Source organism: Dokdonia genika, assembly GCF_042652845.1.
Classification (GTDB): domain Bacteria; phylum Bacteroidota; class Bacteroidia; order Flavobacteriales; family Flavobacteriaceae; genus Dokdonia; species Dokdonia donghaensis.
The window spans coordinates 106,184-124,137 of record NZ_JBHSHB010000016.1; the positions used below are offsets into that span (position 1 = coordinate 106,184).

Annotated in this window: 11 protein-coding genes; 6 read left to right on the forward strand and 5 right to left on the reverse strand. The window is 38.8% G+C overall.

Features of this window, described 5'->3' with window-relative positions; translation table 11 throughout:
* A complete protein-coding gene (locus ACFO5T_RS10150) occupies positions 1-957 on the forward strand; it encodes a homoserine kinase (protein ID WP_380034096.1) in 957 nt (318 codons plus the stop codon).
* Positions 958-1,021: 64 nt separating this feature from the next.
* On the opposite strand, the gene ACFO5T_RS10155 is transcribed toward ACFO5T_RS10150, so the two are convergent.
* From ACFO5T_RS10155 to ACFO5T_RS10165, 3 genes are all read right to left on the reverse strand, one after another.
* Entirely contained in the window at positions 1,022-2,311 is a 1,290-nt protein-coding gene (locus ACFO5T_RS10155) for an amidohydrolase family protein (RefSeq protein WP_298348599.1), read from the reverse strand.
* A 1-nt stretch (position 2,312) separates the two neighbouring features.
* Positions 2,313-5,273 carry an amidohydrolase family protein gene (locus ACFO5T_RS10160; RefSeq protein ID WP_380034099.1) on the reverse strand — a complete coding sequence of 987 codons (2,961 nt, stop codon included), beginning with the start codon at positions 5,271-5,273 and terminating at the stop codon, positions 2,313-2,315.
* Between the two features lie 89 nt (positions 5,274-5,362).
* Positions 5,363-6,439, reverse strand: coding sequence for a DUF3810 domain-containing protein (locus ACFO5T_RS10165; RefSeq protein WP_380034101.1), 1,077 nt, complete (start codon positions 6,437-6,439; stop codon positions 5,363-5,365).
* Between the two features lie 110 nt (positions 6,440-6,549).
* Between ACFO5T_RS10165 and ACFO5T_RS10170 the strand changes: the two genes are divergently transcribed.
* Together ACFO5T_RS10170 and ACFO5T_RS10175 are read left to right on the forward strand one after the other, a co-directional pair.
* Positions 6,550-8,151 (forward strand): FMN-binding glutamate synthase family protein, encoded by a 1,602-nt coding sequence (locus ACFO5T_RS10170; RefSeq protein WP_380034103.1) that lies wholly within the window; start codon positions 6,550-6,552, stop codon positions 8,149-8,151.
* Positions 8,152-8,230: 79 nt separating this feature from the next.
* Positions 8,231-8,749 carry a DUF7935 family protein gene (locus tag ACFO5T_RS10175; RefSeq protein ID WP_380034105.1) on the forward strand — a complete coding sequence of 173 codons (519 nt, stop codon included), beginning with the start codon at positions 8,231-8,233 and terminating at the stop codon, positions 8,747-8,749.
* On the opposite strand, the gene ACFO5T_RS10180 is transcribed toward ACFO5T_RS10175, so the two are convergent.
* Positions 8,750-10,846: a M1 family metallopeptidase gene (locus ACFO5T_RS10180; protein ID WP_380034107.1), complete on the reverse strand. Its 2,097-nt coding sequence runs from the start codon at positions 10,844-10,846 to the stop codon at positions 8,750-8,752.
* A gap of 82 nt (positions 10,847-10,928) precedes the next feature.
* On the opposite strand from ACFO5T_RS10180, the gene recG reads away from it, so the two are divergent.
* Complete coding sequence (gene recG / locus ACFO5T_RS10185; RefSeq protein WP_380034109.1) at positions 10,929-13,031, forward strand: ATP-dependent DNA helicase RecG; 2,103 nt, start codon at positions 10,929-10,931, stop codon at positions 13,029-13,031.
* An 80-nt stretch (positions 13,032-13,111) separates the two neighbouring features.
* Here recG and ACFO5T_RS10190 read toward each other — a convergent pair whose 3' ends face one another.
* Positions 13,112-14,272, reverse strand: a complete 1,161-nt coding sequence (locus ACFO5T_RS10190) for a hypothetical protein (RefSeq protein ID WP_375251813.1) — start codon at positions 14,270-14,272, stop codon at positions 13,112-13,114.
* A gap of 320 nt (positions 14,273-14,592) precedes the next feature.
* Here ACFO5T_RS10190 and pheT point away from each other — a divergent pair, with 320 nt between their 5' ends.
* Both pheT and ACFO5T_RS10200 read left to right on the forward strand, forming a co-directional pair.
* Positions 14,593-17,019: a phenylalanine--tRNA ligase subunit beta gene (gene pheT, locus ACFO5T_RS10195; RefSeq protein WP_380034111.1), complete on the forward strand. Its 2,427-nt coding sequence runs from the start codon at positions 14,593-14,595 to the stop codon at positions 17,017-17,019.
* A gap of 212 nt (positions 17,020-17,231) precedes the next feature.
* Positions 17,232-17,954 (forward strand): hypothetical protein, encoded by a 723-nt coding sequence (locus ACFO5T_RS10200; protein ID WP_035324617.1) that lies wholly within the window; start codon positions 17,232-17,234, stop codon positions 17,952-17,954.

A 17,954-nucleotide genomic window follows, 5' to 3' on the forward strand; every position in this document is an offset into this window, starting at 1 on the left:
ATGTCTCAACAAACACATAAAGAAAGCGCTAAAACTCGTGATGAAGTACGTATTTTTTGCCCCGCAACTGTTGCAAACGTAAACTGCGGTTTTGATTCGCTAGGCTTTGCCCTTGAGGGCATAGGTGATGAGATGGTTTTTAGAAAAACCGAAGGTCGCGGAGTAACGATTACAGAAATTACAGGTGACGATTTACCTATGGAGGCGCATAATAATGTTGCCGGCGTGGCAGGTAATGCAATGCTAGAAGGCATTAACGATGACTTTGGAGTTGAAATAGAGATTCATAAAAAAATACGATGTGGTTCTGGTATAGGCAGTAGCAGTGCAAGCGCGGCTGGTGCCGTTTACGGTATCAATCAATTACTTGATGAGCCATTATCTAATCTTGAACTCACTCGCTATGCAATGAAGGGTGAAGCACTTGCAAGTGGTAATGAACACGCAGATAATGTGGCTCCTTGTATTTATGGAGGCACAACGCTAGTTACCGGCTACTCTCCTCTTAAAATTATAGCGCTCCCACCTTTGGAAAAGGTATACGTAGGTATACTACACCCGCATATTACCATAAAAACCAAAGAAGCAAGGGAGATTTTACCCAAAACGGTACCTCTTGCAGATGCCATTAAGCAATCGCAACATCTAGCCGGTTTTGTCGCTTCACTATATGAATGGGATAAAGAACTTTTTTCAGAGAGTATACAAGATATGCTTGTAGAGCCCCACCGCAAGCAATTGATTCCGCATTTTGATGAGATACGCACTATTTCTAAGGAGAACCAATGCATTGCCTTTGGCATATCTGGTAGCGGGCCTAGTATGTTTTGTCTCGCTTTCGCGAAAGCGCACATAGACTCATATCTAGCTAAGAGTGTAGCCTTGTATCAAGAAAACGGTCTCCAAGTAGACAGCTACTCCAGCCGGATTTCTGGCGCGGGTTGCCATACCATATAATACAATAAAAAATGCCGAGCAATTGCCCGGCATTTTTCTTTGGTTGGATTGTGAAGGTAATTAATTATTCATTCTGACCATACTTCTCTGCATATCGTTTTGCAAGCTTAGTCTGGTGTGATTCTAAACTAATATCACGACCTTGTATAAAGGCTCTAGATAGATTGTTACCTCTCATATCTAACGCATTGCCATCACTTATAAAAAGTGTAGCATCTTTACCAGGCGCTAGCGTACCAGTTGTAGAAGCTATCCCCATAATCTTAGCAGGATTTAAAGTAATCATTTTAAGCGCGTCTTCATCGCTTAACCCAAATTGTGTTACTTGACCTGCATAAAATGGCAGGTTACGCACTTGCCAGTACTCTGCATCATAGCCTAAAGCTACAGTCACACCTGCATCTGTAAGTAACTTTGGTAATTTATAAGGTAGGTCATAATCGTGATCTTCCATAGATGGTAGTCCTTGTACACGTTGTAGTATCACAGGTATGTTTGCCTTAGCTAGTTCTTCTGCTACTTTATAAGATTGGTATCCTCCTACAAGCACTACATTAGTAAGTTGCATCTCTTTGGCAAATGCTATCACATCAAGAATTTGCTTTTGGTCATTTGCACTTATATATACTTTTTGTGTGCCGTTAAAGACATTCTTCATCGCATCAAAAGGTAAGTTTTTAGTTCCCTTAGCTTTACTGTAAGCTCTTGAGTTGTTAAAAAACACTTTAATCTTATTTATATCCTCTTTATACGACTTGTTAGGCTTATAACCAGGCTCTTCACCTAGCCACCATCTACCTCGACGCATTGTACGAGGCCAGTCCATAAAGATACCTTCATCTGTTTTATAAGCTGCATCTTCCCAGTTCCAAGCATCTAGCTGCACTACAGAAGAGGCTCCAGAGATGGTCCCTCCTACAGGTCTAATTTGTGCCATAAGTACTCCGTTAGGACGCATAGACTCTACAACCTTAGACTCTGCATTATAAGCAATGATACCACGTACGTGTGGGATCATCTCTCCTATCTCATCATCATCATTAGATTGTCTTACTGCGCCTACCTCTACAAGGCCTAGCGTTGTATTTGTTGCTATAAAACCAGGGTATACGTGTTTACCTGTGGCATTTATCACTGTTCCCTTTGTGGCGCTACCACCACTTTGAATTGTAGATATTTTACCATTTTCAAAAACGATAGTGGCATTATCTATTACGGTCCCATCACCTACGTGTGCTGTTGCTCCCGTTATTGTATAAGCAGTTGCTTGAGCTGGTGCAGGTGTTTGTTGTGCATTTGTTGTTGCTCCTAAAAGGAAAACAACGGCTACTAGTAATTGTTGTAGTGTTTTCATCTTAGTAAATTGTTTGTTCTGTATCACAATGCATACGTTGTTTTTCTTTCTTTCTTGCCGGCTGTGTTTTTAAGCCTTTGTTCTTTTCTGCAAGCATCATTGCAGTAAGTTGTGCTTTTTCTTTTTGTACCGTTGCGCGTAGTTCCTTATCCTTTTCTATATCAAAGAATACTTTTCCTTCTATTATAGTTTTTTCTGCTCTAGCTTTTATACTAAGTGGGTGATCTGACCATATAACGACATCTCCATCCTTACCAGGTTTTAGACTTCCTGCACGATCATCCATATGTAAAAGCTTTGCTGGATTTAATGTGACCATTTTCCAAGCGTCCTCTTCTTCAATACCTCCGTACTTATAGATTTTTGCAGCTTCTTGATTAAGACGTCTCGACATCTCTCCATCATCTGAGTTAATGGCTACTGTAACTCCTGCTCTGTGCATAATAGCAGCATTATAAGGAATCGCATCATTTACCTCATATTTATAAGCCCACCAGTCTGAGAAGGTAGATCCTCCTACGCCGTGCTTTGCCATTTTATCTGCAACCTTATAACCTTCTAGTATGTGTGTAAAGGTGTTTACATTAAAACCAAACTGCTCTGCCACCTTCATTGTCATATTGATCTCGCTCTGTACATATGAGTGACAAGAGATGAGACGCTCCATATTAAGAATGTCAACTATAGTTTCCATTTCCTCATCTACACGATACGGTTGTCCACTATTCTTCTTTGCTTCATATTCTTTACCTCTTGTAAAGTAGTCTACAAATACCTGCTCTACTCCCATTCTCGTTTGAGGAAATCTTGAGTAGCTATTCCAGTTTGCTTGTTTTACGTTTTCACCTAAGGCAAATTTGATAAACTTCTTGTCCTTAATTACCATTTCATCTATAGGTGCTCCCCACTTAAGCTTCATCACTGCGCTCTGTCCACCTATTGGGTTTGCAGATCCGTGTAGTAACTGGATGGCCGTTACTCCACCAGCTAGGTTACGATAAATATCAGAATCATCTGGATTAACCACATCACTCATACGAACCTCTGCTGTAGAGTTATGACCAGACTCGTTTATTGCAAAAGCAGCAATATGTGAGTGCTCATCTATAATACCAGAAGTAACGTGCTTACCTGTACCATCTACAACCATAGCTCCTCGCGCTGATAGATTTTTTCCAACTGCACTTATTTTTCCATCTTTGATTAAGACATCTGCATTCTCAAGAATACCCTCTGCCTCATTAGTCCAGACTGTTGCGTTTGTGATTAAAATATCTTGTTGCTTAGGACGTGTCTCATAACCAAAAGCCATATTAGGATATGTAAGTGGCATAACACCCAAAGCTTTATCACCACCTTTTTTATCATCCTTAGCTTCACTTGCCTCTAAAGCTGTCTTTCTAGAGGTAAAGTTCTTTTCTGTTCCATCTGCAAGAATTGCTTTACCATTAAGACCATTTACATCTGCTCTAGCAACAAGTCTTATAAACTTACCTTCGGCTTCTTTAAAAGTAACTGTAGCCCAGTCTTGTTTATAAGCAAACTCGCTCTTTACTTCTTCTCCTCCCTTTTTAAGAGTCGCTTTTGCCTTTTCGGTTGAGTTTTTTACTTCTAGATTGTAAGTAGCACCGTTAAGGTTAATTGCATAGTTGCCATCTATGTTTACTGTAGTCATATCCTTAACGACATTTTTATTACCCTGAATCCAGTGCTCAAATAATTTTGTGTCTTTTTCAAACACCTCTCCAGAAGTAATCATAAAGTTTGCCCACGCTCCATTTTTAAGAACACCTATCTCACCGCTCTTACCTACCATTTGCGCTGGTATCGTAGTAAGTGCTTCTAGCGCACGCTCTTTTGAAAGACCATACGTAATCGCCTTCATAAGGTGCTTTTTAAAATCCTTTGGTGATTTATGCTTAAATGTAGTAAGTGCAAATGTCACTCCAGCATCTTGTAATGCTTTAGGGTTTGTAGGTGCTTGATTCCAGTGCTTCATATCAGACAGCGCTACATATTCGGCTGCATATGGATCTTCCATATCATAGGCATCTGGAAATTTAAGTGGCAAGATCATTTTACGATTCATTGCTTGCACCTCACCTATACGCTTATACTCGTCACCTCCTGCAACAATTACGTAGTCTATCCCAAATTGATCTCCTAGTTTATCTATACGTAAGTCGTCATAAAGCCCGTCACCTTCAAAAAATTGCGGTAAGGTTTTATTTCGCGTAAGCGCTTCAAGAGACATATCCTTTGTATCTACATTTCCTTTCTCATACCAGTCTAAGTCGTGTTGTACTTGACGTAGTAAGGCTGTAGCTCCCATTTTTGAAGAAGGGTATGCTTGTCGAGAAGTAACGCTCTTGTCAAAAGAAAAATATTGTGCAAGACGCTCCTCCATCACTCGGTTTGCCGTATTACCATCATTGTTAAGAGCTATAAGTGCTCCCGTACCACGAGCGATACCATCGTGTTGTAAGGTTGCTACTACACCAAAACCTGCGTTTATATATTCGGTAGCCTTCTTTTTATCATACTCAAAGTCGTCATAGCCATTTTGCTCTGAGAGAATATGATCATTCCAGTATCCTCCCTCTCTCGAGTTATCATATTGAGAAGCACGACCAGAACCTCCAGCCCTCTTAGGCTTTGCAATACCAAAGTTTGTATAGATATCTACAAAAGATGGATAGATGTGCTTACCATCTAGGTCTACCACAACAGCATTTGCCGGGTACTTAGATGACTTACCTACAGAGACCACTCTACCATTTTGTACCACTAGGGTACCTTTCTTAATAGTTTCGCTTGGTGTGCTGTGTATTGTGGCGTTTGTAAACACCGTAAAGTTTTCATTTTTGGACTTAACTCCAGCATTTGCCGGAAAGTAATCTTGCGCATACATTGTAAATGAACAAGTTACCAGCCCTAAGACAAGTAATTTTTTAAAGAACATATTTAGATTGTAAATTATTTAGTTCTTAAAGATAACTACCTTGTTAAGCAAGGGTTAAGGTTTAATAAATATTTAAGAGACTTTTAACATCAAAAAGTCTCTGGAAACTGCTTGTCATAGTTCACCAGTAATGCAACCATATAACTGTAGCTTTCTAAACCACCCGGCTGGTTATTTGCCTTAAGGTAGTTACTATAAAAGAGATCAAATAAGGGCTCAAGCGGGTTATCCATCTCATCCCAAAAGTCTCTGGAGAGTTGATACTGTGCAAGTATTCCAGGATGCACCTTACTTTTTAATAAATTACCTAGCTCTTTATCTCGGCGGTACACATCATTTAAGCAATACCTAAGTGCAAAAATACTTCCCGAGTATTGAAAATGTATGTCCTCATTATTAAGCGTAGCCATAACTGCCATAAAGTTTGCCTCATTTTCTTTGGCAAACCCTAGCTGGTGGGCTTGCTCGTGACAAGATATAACAGGCCACCTGTGAGCGGGTACCATCCCATTTATTTGCGCCTCATTTGTGATGGGGTTGAGATAACCACTATATCCCATAACAGATAATGGATATCGCAATAATGAGTTTTTTATACTTTTAGGAGGGTATTGCAAGGAAGGAAACTTCTGTTGTAAAGTTTCATAGCCGTTGAGGGTTTGATTAAATATTTCCGCTTTCGCGAAAGCGTAATCAACCACCGCACTATCATTTACAGCAAGTGCCGAGTGTAATCTATTACTATTATAAAGAAGTTTTTCTGTAAGTGACACAAGCTCTTGGGTGGTGTACTCATTATCTATTGACAAGGATTTGTGTAGTGGTAAGCGGTAATAATTCATCCCCCAAAGCAGGTGAAAGGCAAAATATACAATAGAAAGCATCGCAAGGGTCCGTAGTAAGAACGACTTGATGGTCTTAAATCTATTTCTTACCAAGATTACAATCTCACGTACCGCAAGCACGATTAAAACCGCATACATAATATCTCCAAAGGAAAACGGTAACCACCCAAAAGCATATCTAAAACCTTTTGAAATCACAGGATATATCCCATTACTGTACCACTGCTCTACAGCTTGTGGATATAAAGCTAGTAGTCGTACAACGAGCATTTGTACAAATAATAGTAATCCAATTATGAGGGTTATGCGATTCTTTTTCAAGCGATATGATTTAAATTCGTCACAATTTACAATGTGAGTTTAACAAAGTTGACTTAAAAATTACAATTCAAATTGCTTCTAGTCGTATTTTAGTAAAAAAAATATAGTTTATGGATTCTATTTTATCATTCTTAGGTGCTATTTCTTGGTGGATGTGGCTCATACTCGTTGTAGTTCTTGTAGCTATTTATGACACCTTTATACAGAAGAAGCATATCATTTTAAAAAACTTCCCTGTAGTAGGCCACTTTAGATATATGCTTGAAAGTATAGGTCCAGAGCTACGCCAGTATATTGTGGCAAATAATCGTGAGGAGCTACCCTTTAACCGTATAGAACGCGGGTGGATTTATGCCTCTGCAAAAAATGAAAATAATTACGAAGGTTTCGGTACAGACCGTGATATTAACCAGTCTCATTACATTTTTATAAACAATGCGATGATGCCTTATAAGGTAGAAAAGGATCATCCTAATGCAAAAGATCCATACTTCCTAGCGTGTGCAAAAGTAATGGGTGCAGGAAGAAGAGCACGTCCTTATAGACCTAGTTCAATAATTAATGTAAGTGCGATGAGTTATGGTAGCCTTTCGGCGAAAGCTATAGAGTCTCTCAATCGAGGTTGTGCAAAGGCTTATGCATATCATAATACTGGCGAGGGTGGATTATCACCATATCACAAAAAAGGCGGTGATGTTGTTTTTCACTTTGGTACAGGATATTTTGGTGTGAGAAGTGAAGAAGGTGGTTTCTCAATGCCTAAAATGAAGAAACTCGTTTCAGAAAATCCGCAGGTGCGTGCCATAGAGGTAAAACTCTCTCAAGGTGCAAAGCCAGGAAAAGGAGGCGTATTACCAGGATCTAAAATCACAAAAGAGATTGCAGAGATACGCGGGGTAAAACAAGGCGAAGACGTCTTATCCCCTCCTAATCACAAAGCATTCTCAAACGTACCAGAACTTATAGATTTTGTGGAAGATATTGCAACCAAGACTGGATTACCTGTAGGTATTAAAGCCGCTATAGGTAAACTTGATGCCTGGAGAGAGCTTGCTCAAGTTATGGCAAGTACTGGCAAGGGGCCAGACTTTATCACTGTAGATGGTGGTGAAGGTGGTACGGGAGCTGCGCCACCTAGCTTTGCAGACCACGTAGCAGTGCCTTGGGTATATGGATTTTCTGATATTTATAAAATCTTTAAAGAATATAAACTCACAGATCGTGTAGTTTTTATAGGTTCTGGTAAGCTAGGCTTCCCAGCAAAGGCTGCAATGGCGTTTGCTATGGGCGTAGATTGTATAAACGTAGCACGTGAGGCAATGCTTGCTGTGGGTTGTATACAAGCTAAAGTATGTCACAACAACACCTGTCCTACTGGTGTTGCTACTCAAAACAAGTGGCTGCAGCGTGGTATTAACATAGAAGACAAAGCAGAGCGCACACACTACTACTTTAAAAACTTTAAAAAGGAATTACTAGAGATTACTCGTGCCTGTGGCTATGAGCACCCAGCGCAACTCACAATGGATGATGTAGATATCAACCTAGGTGATAAAAACCTCACGCAAACCCTAGCAGATGTTTATGGTTACAATAAAGTAGCTGTTCCTTTTAAAAGTACAAAAGCACTTATGAAGTGTCCAGACCTAGGTGGAAACTACAATAAAAAAGAGGTAGCCAAAGAAATAGATATGGATGACGTGCGTTATTAACGTCTCTCAATACATTGCACATACTAAAAATAGTATACCCTAGTTATAAAGATAACCAGCTTTAAACCCAATACAACCAATGACTCAAGACCTAACAAACCTTGCTTATAACCTTCTTCCAGCCATAGTTGTAGCGCTCCTAGCCTACTACTTTTTTAACCAGTTTACAAAAGAACAAGAAGGGCGTCGCCGTTTCTTATTACATAAAGACAATCAGGCAAAGGCGCTACCACAAAAACTACAGGCTTACGAGCGTCTCACACTATTTCTAGAGCGTATCTCTCCTGGCAAACTAGTTACACGTGTAAAACCGTATAATGATGATCCTAATGATTATGAAGCACTGTTACTGCGCACGATAAATGAAGAATTTGAACATAACCTAGCGCAGCAAATTTATGTAACACAAGAATGCTGGAACGTTGTGCGCACGGCAAAAAGTAGTACTGCCGCCATCATAAGCAAGACTAATATGAGCAGCAGGGTTGCAACTAGCGATCAACTGCGTGAGACATTGCTACGTGACCTTATGGACAGCGTAGCCCCTAGTGAGACTGCGCTACAATACATAAAGCAAGAGGTAAGCGAGATAATCTAGTTACAACACATCTACCCGCTTTAGATAGGCAACTTCTTTTTCGGTAAGAGAGCTGGTAAGTCCTTTTACAACAGCAATATTCTTAGGGTTTTTAAGCTGCTCTTTGAGTAGTTTTCTTGCGCTTTCGCGAAAGCGCCATACGTGATGCACACTCGCCTCTACGAGTGCTTGTAAGCTTTCCTTTTCAAAAGAGCCTAGCTGGCGCAGGTAGCTAAAGGCATTTTGTCGCAACTGATAAGCTTGTTCTGGTTGTGTGTAGCTTATGAGTTCTTGATATCGCCCAAAAGATTGTGACGGCTTATACTCTGGTGTTGCCAGTGATAGTGCAAGCCACAAGGTACGTAAGTTCCCGTCTTGAAACCCAAACTGCCCATCCATTATATCAAGAACCCTACGCTGTGATGCAGGATCATTGCGCTGCTGGTGGTACACCCATAATTTAATCATTGCCTGCTCGCGCGTGACATAGCTATCATCTTTAAGCAACTTATAAAAATCGGTAGCAAGTGATTTGGGTACATTTTCTAGCGATGTAGCCACAGCCTGACGTATAAAGACATTATTAGAACTTATAGCTTGTTTAAAAACAGGCAGTGTCGCGTTGATAGATTCTTGAGCCGCTTGGTATACCGCCTCTTGCCCTAGGTAGTCGTTACCTGAGGCTACAGCATCCATAAGTTGTGTAAACTTATTTGATAACGGAGCTTCTCTACCTGACTGTAATCTAAAGTACTGTTGCATAAATTCGCTCTTTTTAAGCGACTGTAAGGCATCTTCTGCTTGAAAAGCCGACTGGTATAGCCAGTTCTTCTTAAAGTCTGTGAGATCTACGGTAGCTAGCGCCTCAACCTCTGTCATAAAATCTTCTGTAGTTACATTTTTATATGCATACTTTTTGAGATAATTCTGCACAGCGAGATCAAAGGTGTTTGCCCCTACTCGCTCTCGTAATATGTGTATTGCCCAAGCACCTTTTTGATAATAGGTAAGACTACTTCCTCCAGAAGCAACAAGCTTTTGCCCCTTGCCTTGATCGCTTAAAGCTCGTAACTGCTCTGCAGTTTCAAAGAGTTTAAAATAAAAATAGTCATCCCCAAAGATCTCGCGTTCGGCAAGAAGTGCATAGTAAGTGGCAAATCCCTCTTGTAGCCAGTGGTGCTCACTTTTAGTCTCAGTTACAAGATCTCCAAACCACTGGTGTGCAAGCTCGTGTGCATTTACGTTTATATAATTACGATCTGTAAAGCCTATTGCATCTACCATAAAATCGTCAGAAAAGATGGTACAACTCGCATTCTCCATACCTGCATACAAGAAATCTTTTACAGGTACTTGCTTATAGACCTTAAAAGGAAACGGCACGCCTATTTTACGTTCTAAAAAGTCAAAAACCTCCTTAGAGTATCTGTAAGTAGCTTCTACCTGCAAAGAGTCTTCTGGATAATAGTAATACTCTAAAGGCACACCAGACGAGGCGGTAGCTGTTTTTACATCATAATTTCCCACCACAAGCGCCACGAGATAACTTGCTATAGGCTTATCCATATCAAATTCTGAAACTAGCACATTATAATCCTTTAATGTTTTTGCAGCTACGCCATTTGCAATAACTGTATGCCTATTGTGTCCCGTCACTTTAAGATCAAATATGATTTTATCATTCATATCATCTATACTAGGCAGCCAGTGTGAGGTATACTTACCTTGACCTTGCGTCCAGAACTGCTCACTCCCGTTGTTATTTACAAAATATGCTGCCTGTGTAGGTTGCACTGAGTAGTCAAAAGTTGCTTTATAGCTCTCCCCAGCCTTAAACGTCCCATTAAAAACTATGGTAGTATCTGTTGCACTTATGGCAAATGTGGTTGTTTTATCTACGAGCTGCATCGCCTTTCCATCCATCACAACTTGATTTACATCTTGTAATGCGGTAAAGGTTGTAGTCACTTTTCCTAAAACAGATTTCGTATCAAAATCAAGCGATAAGGAAGCGGTAACTTGCTTAAAATCTATGGTTTTGGTTTGAGCAGATATTTCTTGGGTATACTCTTTCGCGAAAGCGGATAATGTTATAATAGCGAGCAATAGGTATTTCATATACTCAAAATAACAACTTTTGAGCCAGTATCTTTTATACAGGCATTCGAAAATTTGAGTTAAAGGCTTATTTTTACTTTTAATGAATCCCACATTTTTACAAACTCCCATAGATTACCTTAAAGGCGTAGGTCCTAACAGAGCAGACTTATTGCGGTCTGAGCTGGGTATACACACCTTTCAGGACCTAATGCATCTTTTCCCGCACAGATATATTGATAAAACGCGCTATTATAAAATAAGCGAGCTTGAGCGTAGCAATGCAGAGGTGCAGATTATAGGGAAGTTTACCAGTATGAAGATGATAGAGGGTAAAGGTCGCAGGCTTGTGGCAACCTTTAGAGATGATGGTGGGCAGATGGAGTTAGTATGGTTTAGAGGTCATAAATGGATCAAGGAGGGTATCAAGATGAATACGCCTTATGTGATTTTTGGAAAATGTAATTATTACAACGGTAAATTCTCGATGCCACATCCAGAGATGGAACTGCTTTCTGAGCACGAAAAAAGTATACGATCTGCAATGCAACCCGTGTACCCATCTACCGAAAAATTATCTAATCGTGGCATCACAAATAAGGTGGTAAATGGAGTGATGCAAACCCTCTTTATGGAGGCAAAAAATCATCTCTTTGAGAGCCTCTCAAAACCCCTCGTTACAGAGCTCAAATTAATGCCAAAAAGAGAGGCACTTTTAAACGTTCATTTTCCGCAATCTCAAGAGCATCTTGCACGTGCTCAATACCGATTAAAATTTGAAGAATTTTTTTATATCCAGCTTCAACTTGCCTTTAAAAATGTAAACCATAAGACTAAAATAAAAGGGTATCCTTTTGAGAAAGTTGGTCCCATTTTTACAGAGTTTTATAATGACCATTTACCCTTTGAGTTGACTGGTGCACAAAAACGTGTTCTTAAAGAAATACGTCACGACCTAGGTACAAATGCACAAATGAACAGGCTTTTACAGGGAGATGTGGGTTCTGGGAAGACCATAGTAGCGCTTATGTCAATGTTAATGGCACTTGACAACGGTTTTCAGGCTTGTTTAATGGCGCCTACTGCCATCCTGGCAGTGCAACACCATCAAGGATTAGTAGAATTATGTAAAGAACTGAATACCAGTATTTCATTACTTCAAGGTTCAACCAAAGCTTCAGAACGTAAAATCATACACGAGCAGCTAGAAAATGGTGAGCTAGACATCCTTATAGGTACACACGCTCTACTAGAAGACAAGGTAAAATTTAAGAATCTTGGGCTCGCAGTGATAGATGAGCAACACCGTTTTGGGGTAAAGCAACGCAGCAAGTTATGGCACAAAAATGAGTACCCGCCACACGTACTTGTGATGACCGCCACCCCTATCCCCCGCACCCTTGCGATGACCGTTTATGGTGATCTAGATGTAAGTGTAATTGACGAGTTACCACCGGGCAGAAAAGCCATAAAAACGGTGCATAGATATGACGCAAATAGACTCAAAGTTTTTAAGTTTATTAGAGACGAAATTGCCCTGGGTAGACAGGTCTATATTGTGTACCCATTAATACAAGAATCTGAGGCGATGGATTACAAAGATTTGATGGATGGCTACGAGAGTATTTCTCGTGAATTTCCGATGCCAGAATATCAGATTTCTATCGTGCACGGAAAGATGAAACCAGACGATAAAGAGATTGAAATGAATCGCTTTATAAAAGGTGAAACTCAAATTATGGTCGCCACAACCGTAATAGAAGTTGGCGTAAACGTTCCTAACGCTTCTGTGATGATTATTGAGAGTGCAGAGCGTTTTGGGTTAAGCCAGTTACACCAGCTGCGTGGTCGTGTAGGTCGAGGTGCAGAGCAAAGCTATTGCATCCTTATGACCAGTCACAAACTCTCTAGCGATAGCAAAGTGCGCCTAGAGACAATGACACGCACTAATGATGGTTTTGAAATAGCAGAGGTAGATCTCAAGCTACGAGGCCCAGGCGACATTACAGGAACCCAGCAAAGTGGCGCGCTCAACCTTAAAATAGCTGATATTATACGTGACAATGACATTCTTAAGGTAGCCAGAAGCTATGCCTGGCAACTGGTAAAAGACGATCCTAAGTTTGAGAAAGAAGAAAACCAGATCATACGCTTTATGTATGTCCAGATGATGAAGTTTAAAAATATCTGGAGTTATATAAGTTAGCCCTACAAAAGGTATTCATCTTAAAAACAACACACAATTCTCTATTATACAATTATGGCAATTTTAAATAAGTTTAAAAATTAATCTGCTCTAAGATTAGAAATTGGACGTGTCTCATTATCTTCTGGAGTTTCAGTCGATGCTACAATCTCACCCTCATTTGAAATTTTCAGGTATTCAATATCAGCAGTATCAAGATTACTATCATCAAAATTCAAAACTGCAACAATCCAAACATTTTGCTCATCACTGTAGGTAAATCTATAGGGCCTTGAAGTAAAATATCCATTATCATTTGCTCTATCTATAATTAACTCACTAATATCTAAACTGGACATAGTTCTATTTGATACATTAATTGTACTTAAATCAAAAAACAACTCGTTATTCGCATTTTTTGTACCTAAATAAATACGACCATTAGCTTGTACACTTCTTTCATTTTGAAAAACACCATAAGATTGACTACCATTATATACACCTGAACTTAAATTAAATTCATAGAGTGTGTCTGTAGTTCCTGATCCCGTTAGAAAAAGTTTATCTCCAATAATTTCTTGAATTACAGGTCCACCAGATGATGTATTTATTAAATCGTCTATTATTAGAGAAGCAGATTCTGTTAAAGAATTCAGGTCATAAATACGAACCAATGTTTTAAAATCATCGGTTTGATTAAAGATAATAAGATAATCATTGTTAAAAACCTTAAACTGCGTACCTCCAGACGTACTAAGATTTAATGTACTTTCTATAATTGAAGTTTCACCTGTAATGTAGTTGTATACATTCAAATCAAAAGAGAAATTATCCTCTCGCAAAACGGAACGAATTATTTGTCTATTATTTACCACAACAATACCATTAGTTGGGTTTTCAGTAGCTGGCAAGATGTAAACATCTCCTTCTGAGCCATATTGCCTCCTAATAAATACAGGTAAATCTTCACCTTCTTCGACAAAATCAAAACTCATATAATAGTCACCAAACAGTAAAAATCGATCAGAGAATCCACCAGAATTATCCACCAACTCATTAAAATTAAAACTTTGAGAATCAGAGTTAAATAATGCTTCTCTACTATTTAAAAAAAGAGAGCCTTGTCCTAATTCTATAAATTGAAAATTTGGAAAAAGTTGTGAAGTATCACTTGTGGCATTAGTATCAAGACTGGTATCATCTGTGTCACAAGAGATAAAGATTAAGACTACAAAAACTAAGATGATTCGTTTTAGATACATATTTCACATTTTTAGCAAAAAAAAAAACATCTACGTCAATATATAGTTAACTATTTGTTAAATATCTATATATTCCATAAAAATTCAAATCTCAGAATTTTTTAAGTCAAACGATTATCTTACAACTCAGTAACAACAACTTTAGAAAAGACGTGTTAATCACTTTATTAAGTTAAGCACAAAATATGCGATTATAAGTAGTAAAATGGGGATATATATGCTTTCGCGAAAGCGTAAAAAACTACACAGATACTCACTCTTCTCCTTTGCCTACTTGCTTACTTATCCTATATTTGCCTACTTCAAAAAGCTCCATTTTTATGAAAATTTCTTACAACTGGTTAAAGCAGTTTATTGATATAGATTGGGATGCCGAAAAAACTGGCGAACTCCTAACAGACCTAGGTCTAGAGATAGAAGGTATAGACACATACCAAAGTGTAAAAGGCGGTCTAGAAGGGATTGTAATAGGTCACGTGCTCACCTGCGAGCAACACAGCAATGCAGACAAGCTTAAAGTAACTACGGTAGACATAGGTGCTGAGGCTCCTGTACAGATAGTTTGTGGTGCGCCAAATGTAGCTGCAGGTCAAAAAGTGCCAGTTGCAACTATAGGCACTACGCTATACACAGAAGAAGGTGAAGCGTGGAAAATTAAGAAAGGAAAAATACGTGGTGAGGAATCTCACGGTATGATCTGTGCAGAAGATGAGCTAGGTCTAGGTAAGAGTCACGACGGTATTATGATACTAGACGACGCACTTGTACCAGGAACACCAGCTGCTCAAGTTTTTGAAATAGAAAATGATCAAGTTTTTGAAATAGGCCTTACGCCTAACCGTGCAGATGCTATGAGTCACTGGGGTGTTGCCCGTGATCTTAAAGCTGGATTGTTACAGAAAGAAATAAACAAAGGACTTATCACTCCATCTACCTCTTCTTTTAAAATAGAAAAGCGTGTACACAAAATAGATGTAGATGTACTAGACTCAGAAAAAGCACCACGCTACGCGGGAGTTGTAATAAGCGGTCTTAAAGTAGAAGACTCGCCAGAGTGGTTACAACACAGACTTAAAGCTATAGGCCTCTCGCCTATTAATAATATTGTTGATGCGACTAATTATGTACTTCACGAGCTAGGGCAACCGCTACACGCCTTTGACCTTAGTAAAATCACTGGAGAAAAGATTGAAGTACGCACACTAGAAGCTGGAACAAAGTTCACCACACTAGACGGTGTAGAACGTGAACTGCACGAAGATGATCTTATGATTTGTGATGCAGAGAAGCCTATGTGTATTGCAGGAGTTTTTGGTGGTTTACATAGTGGCGTTTCAGAAAATACAAATGCCATCTTTTTAGAAAGTGCTTACTTTAACCCTGTGGCTGTGCGTAAAACAGCAAAGCGCCACGGACTTAATACAGACGCATCTTTCCGTTTTGAGAGAGGTATAGACCCTAATATTACTGAGTATGCGCTTACGAGAGCTGCTATACTTATTATGGAGATTGCCGGTGGAGAGATTACAAGCGAGATAGTAGATATCTACCCTAAAAAGATAGAAGACCAACAGGTGTTCTTAAACTTTGATAATACTACAAAACTTATAGGTCAAGAATTACCTCGTGAGGTGATTAAAGAAATATTAATGTCACTAGATATTAAAATTAATAATGTGACAGAAAGTGGTATAGGTATGACCATACCAGCTTTTAGAAACGATGTAACTAGAGAGGCAGATGTTATAGAGGAGATACTACGTGTATACGGTTATAACAATATCTCTTTTGGCAACAAGCTTAATGCTACCGTATCATCTACCTCAAAATTTGATGATCACAGAGTAAGTGATGTAGTGGGTAACCAGCTCGCGGCACAAGGCTTCTATGAGATGATGGCAAACAGCCTTACCACTCCAGCTTATACTGCTCTTTCAGAAAATTTAAAAGAAGCATATAATGTAGAGATGCTTAACCCGCTAGGTAAAGAGCTTAGCGTAATGAGACAGTCTATGCTGTTTTCTGGACTTGAGGCAATCTCGTATAATATAAATCGTCGCCGTAGTGATCTCAAGCTTTTTGAGTTTGGAAAAACGTATCACAACTACCCTGGTGAGCGCAAAGAAGATAAGCACCTTGCCTTATTTGTAACAGGTAATCGTACAGATGAGTCTTGGGCAAATACAAGCGCACCTACTAACTTCTTTTACTTAAAAGGAGTAGTAACAGCTTTACTTGAAAAGTTAAATATAGCTCGACTACGTAGTGCGAGTGTTAAGAATGATTTATTTTCTGAAGCGGTAGGTTTATCTCTTGGAAAACAAGAAGTGGTTACCTACGGCATTGTAAAGAAAAGTGTTTTAAAGAAATTTGATATTTCTCAAGAGGTATACTTTGCAGACTTTAACTGGGATGCGGTCTTAGAGATTGCTGCTCGCAACAAAGTAGTGTTTAAGGAAATACCAAAATACCCTGCCGTAAGACGTGACTTTGCTTTGTTACTAGATACAAAAGTTCAGTTTGAAGAGATTGAAACCATTGCAAAACAAACGGAAAAGAAACTTCTCAAAGACGTAAACCTTTTTGATGTATACGAGGGCAAAAACTTGCCAGAAGGAAAGAAAAGTTATGCTGTGAGTTTCTTATTACAAGATGAAAACAAAACACTTACAGATAAGAATATTGACAAAGTGATGAACAAGCTGCAACAACGTTTTGAAAAAGAACTAGGAGCAACACTTAGATAATTACATTACAAATTACTTCAAGTCCCAAATTCTATTAAGAATTTGGGACTTTTTTTATGATCTAGAATTTCGACATCTTACAATTAGATAAGCACAACTTACTGCTCTTAAGACCTTAACATATTTGTTTAATAGTTTCAATAATTTTATACAGTATGACTGTTGCATTGACATTGCGGCTTTTGTATTGTATATTTAGTAGAAAAAAAGAGATGCTATTAACCAGAACAAACATTCACGATAAATTATTACGTGAGCGCAGCAAGAGTGAGCAAGAGCAAGATATTCTGGCTCAAGTAGAAGCTATTTTTACACAAGACCGCTTTCGCGAAAGCGGAATCATAAAAACCCTTAATAGCCCTTCAGGCTCAGGTTACAATGAGTTTAATATAGACTTACTAGCAACCGAAAATATCTTCCATATTAAACAAATAGAGAAGATTTGTATAGATTACAGACTTCGCTTTCTAGATACAAAGTACTTTAAAGGGAAATATCCACAGCAAGCGCTAGACAATATTAAATATCTTGAAAACACGCACAATACAGAACTAGATGGTTTTAAAATCATAGCACCGTCAAAAATGTTTGTACTAGAAAAAGCAGATGACCCTTTACTTTTTGCTCCTATGGGTAATGGATATTACTACCTCATACATAAATGGGGAAATGATCTTAACCCCTTTAGAAAGCAGTGGGCCTGGTCGTTTAAATCTTTTGAAAATCTAATTGTAACCACACTTTTAATAAGTCTAGTCGCTACTATGCTTATACCAGACGGTCTTTTTACAAAGAATCAAGATTTAAGTCAAGATGTTATGGTCTTTTTCTTTATGTTTAAGTCTATAGGAGCTATTGTATTATTTTATGCCTTTGCATTAGGTAAAAATTTCAATAAAGCGATATGGAATAGCACTTACGATAAAACAAGATAA

Excerpts from the sequence above, each read along its gene's own strand:
- ACFO5T_RS10150 (WP_380034096.1), top strand. The coding sequence starts at position 1 with ATGTCTCAACAAACACATAAAGAAAGCGCTAAAACTCGTGATGAAGTA.
- ACFO5T_RS10155 (WP_298348599.1), bottom strand. The coding sequence starts at position 2,311 with ATGAAAACACTACAACAATTACTAGTAGCCGTTGTTTTCCTTTTAGGA.
- ACFO5T_RS10160 (WP_380034099.1), bottom strand. The coding sequence starts at position 5,273 with ATGTTCTTTAAAAAATTACTTGTCTTAGGGCTGGTAACTTGTTCATTT.
- ACFO5T_RS10170 (WP_380034103.1), top strand. The coding sequence starts at position 6,550 with ATGGATTCTATTTTATCATTCTTAGGTGCTATTTCTTGGTGGATGTGG.
- ACFO5T_RS10175 (WP_380034105.1), top strand. The coding sequence starts at position 8,231 with ATGACTCAAGACCTAACAAACCTTGCTTATAACCTTCTTCCAGCCATA.
- ACFO5T_RS10180 (WP_380034107.1), bottom strand. The coding sequence starts at position 10,846 with ATGAAATACCTATTGCTCGCTATTATAACATTATCCGCTTTCGCGAAA.
- recG (WP_380034109.1), top strand. The coding sequence starts at position 10,929 with ATGAATCCCACATTTTTACAAACTCCCATAGATTACCTTAAAGGCGTA.
- ACFO5T_RS10190 (WP_375251813.1), bottom strand. The coding sequence starts at position 14,272 with ATGTATCTAAAACGAATCATCTTAGTTTTTGTAGTCTTAATCTTTATC.
- pheT (WP_380034111.1), top strand. The coding sequence starts at position 14,593 with ATGAAAATTTCTTACAACTGGTTAAAGCAGTTTATTGATATAGATTGG.
- ACFO5T_RS10200 (WP_035324617.1), top strand. The coding sequence starts at position 17,232 with ATGCTATTAACCAGAACAAACATTCACGATAAATTATTACGTGAGCGC.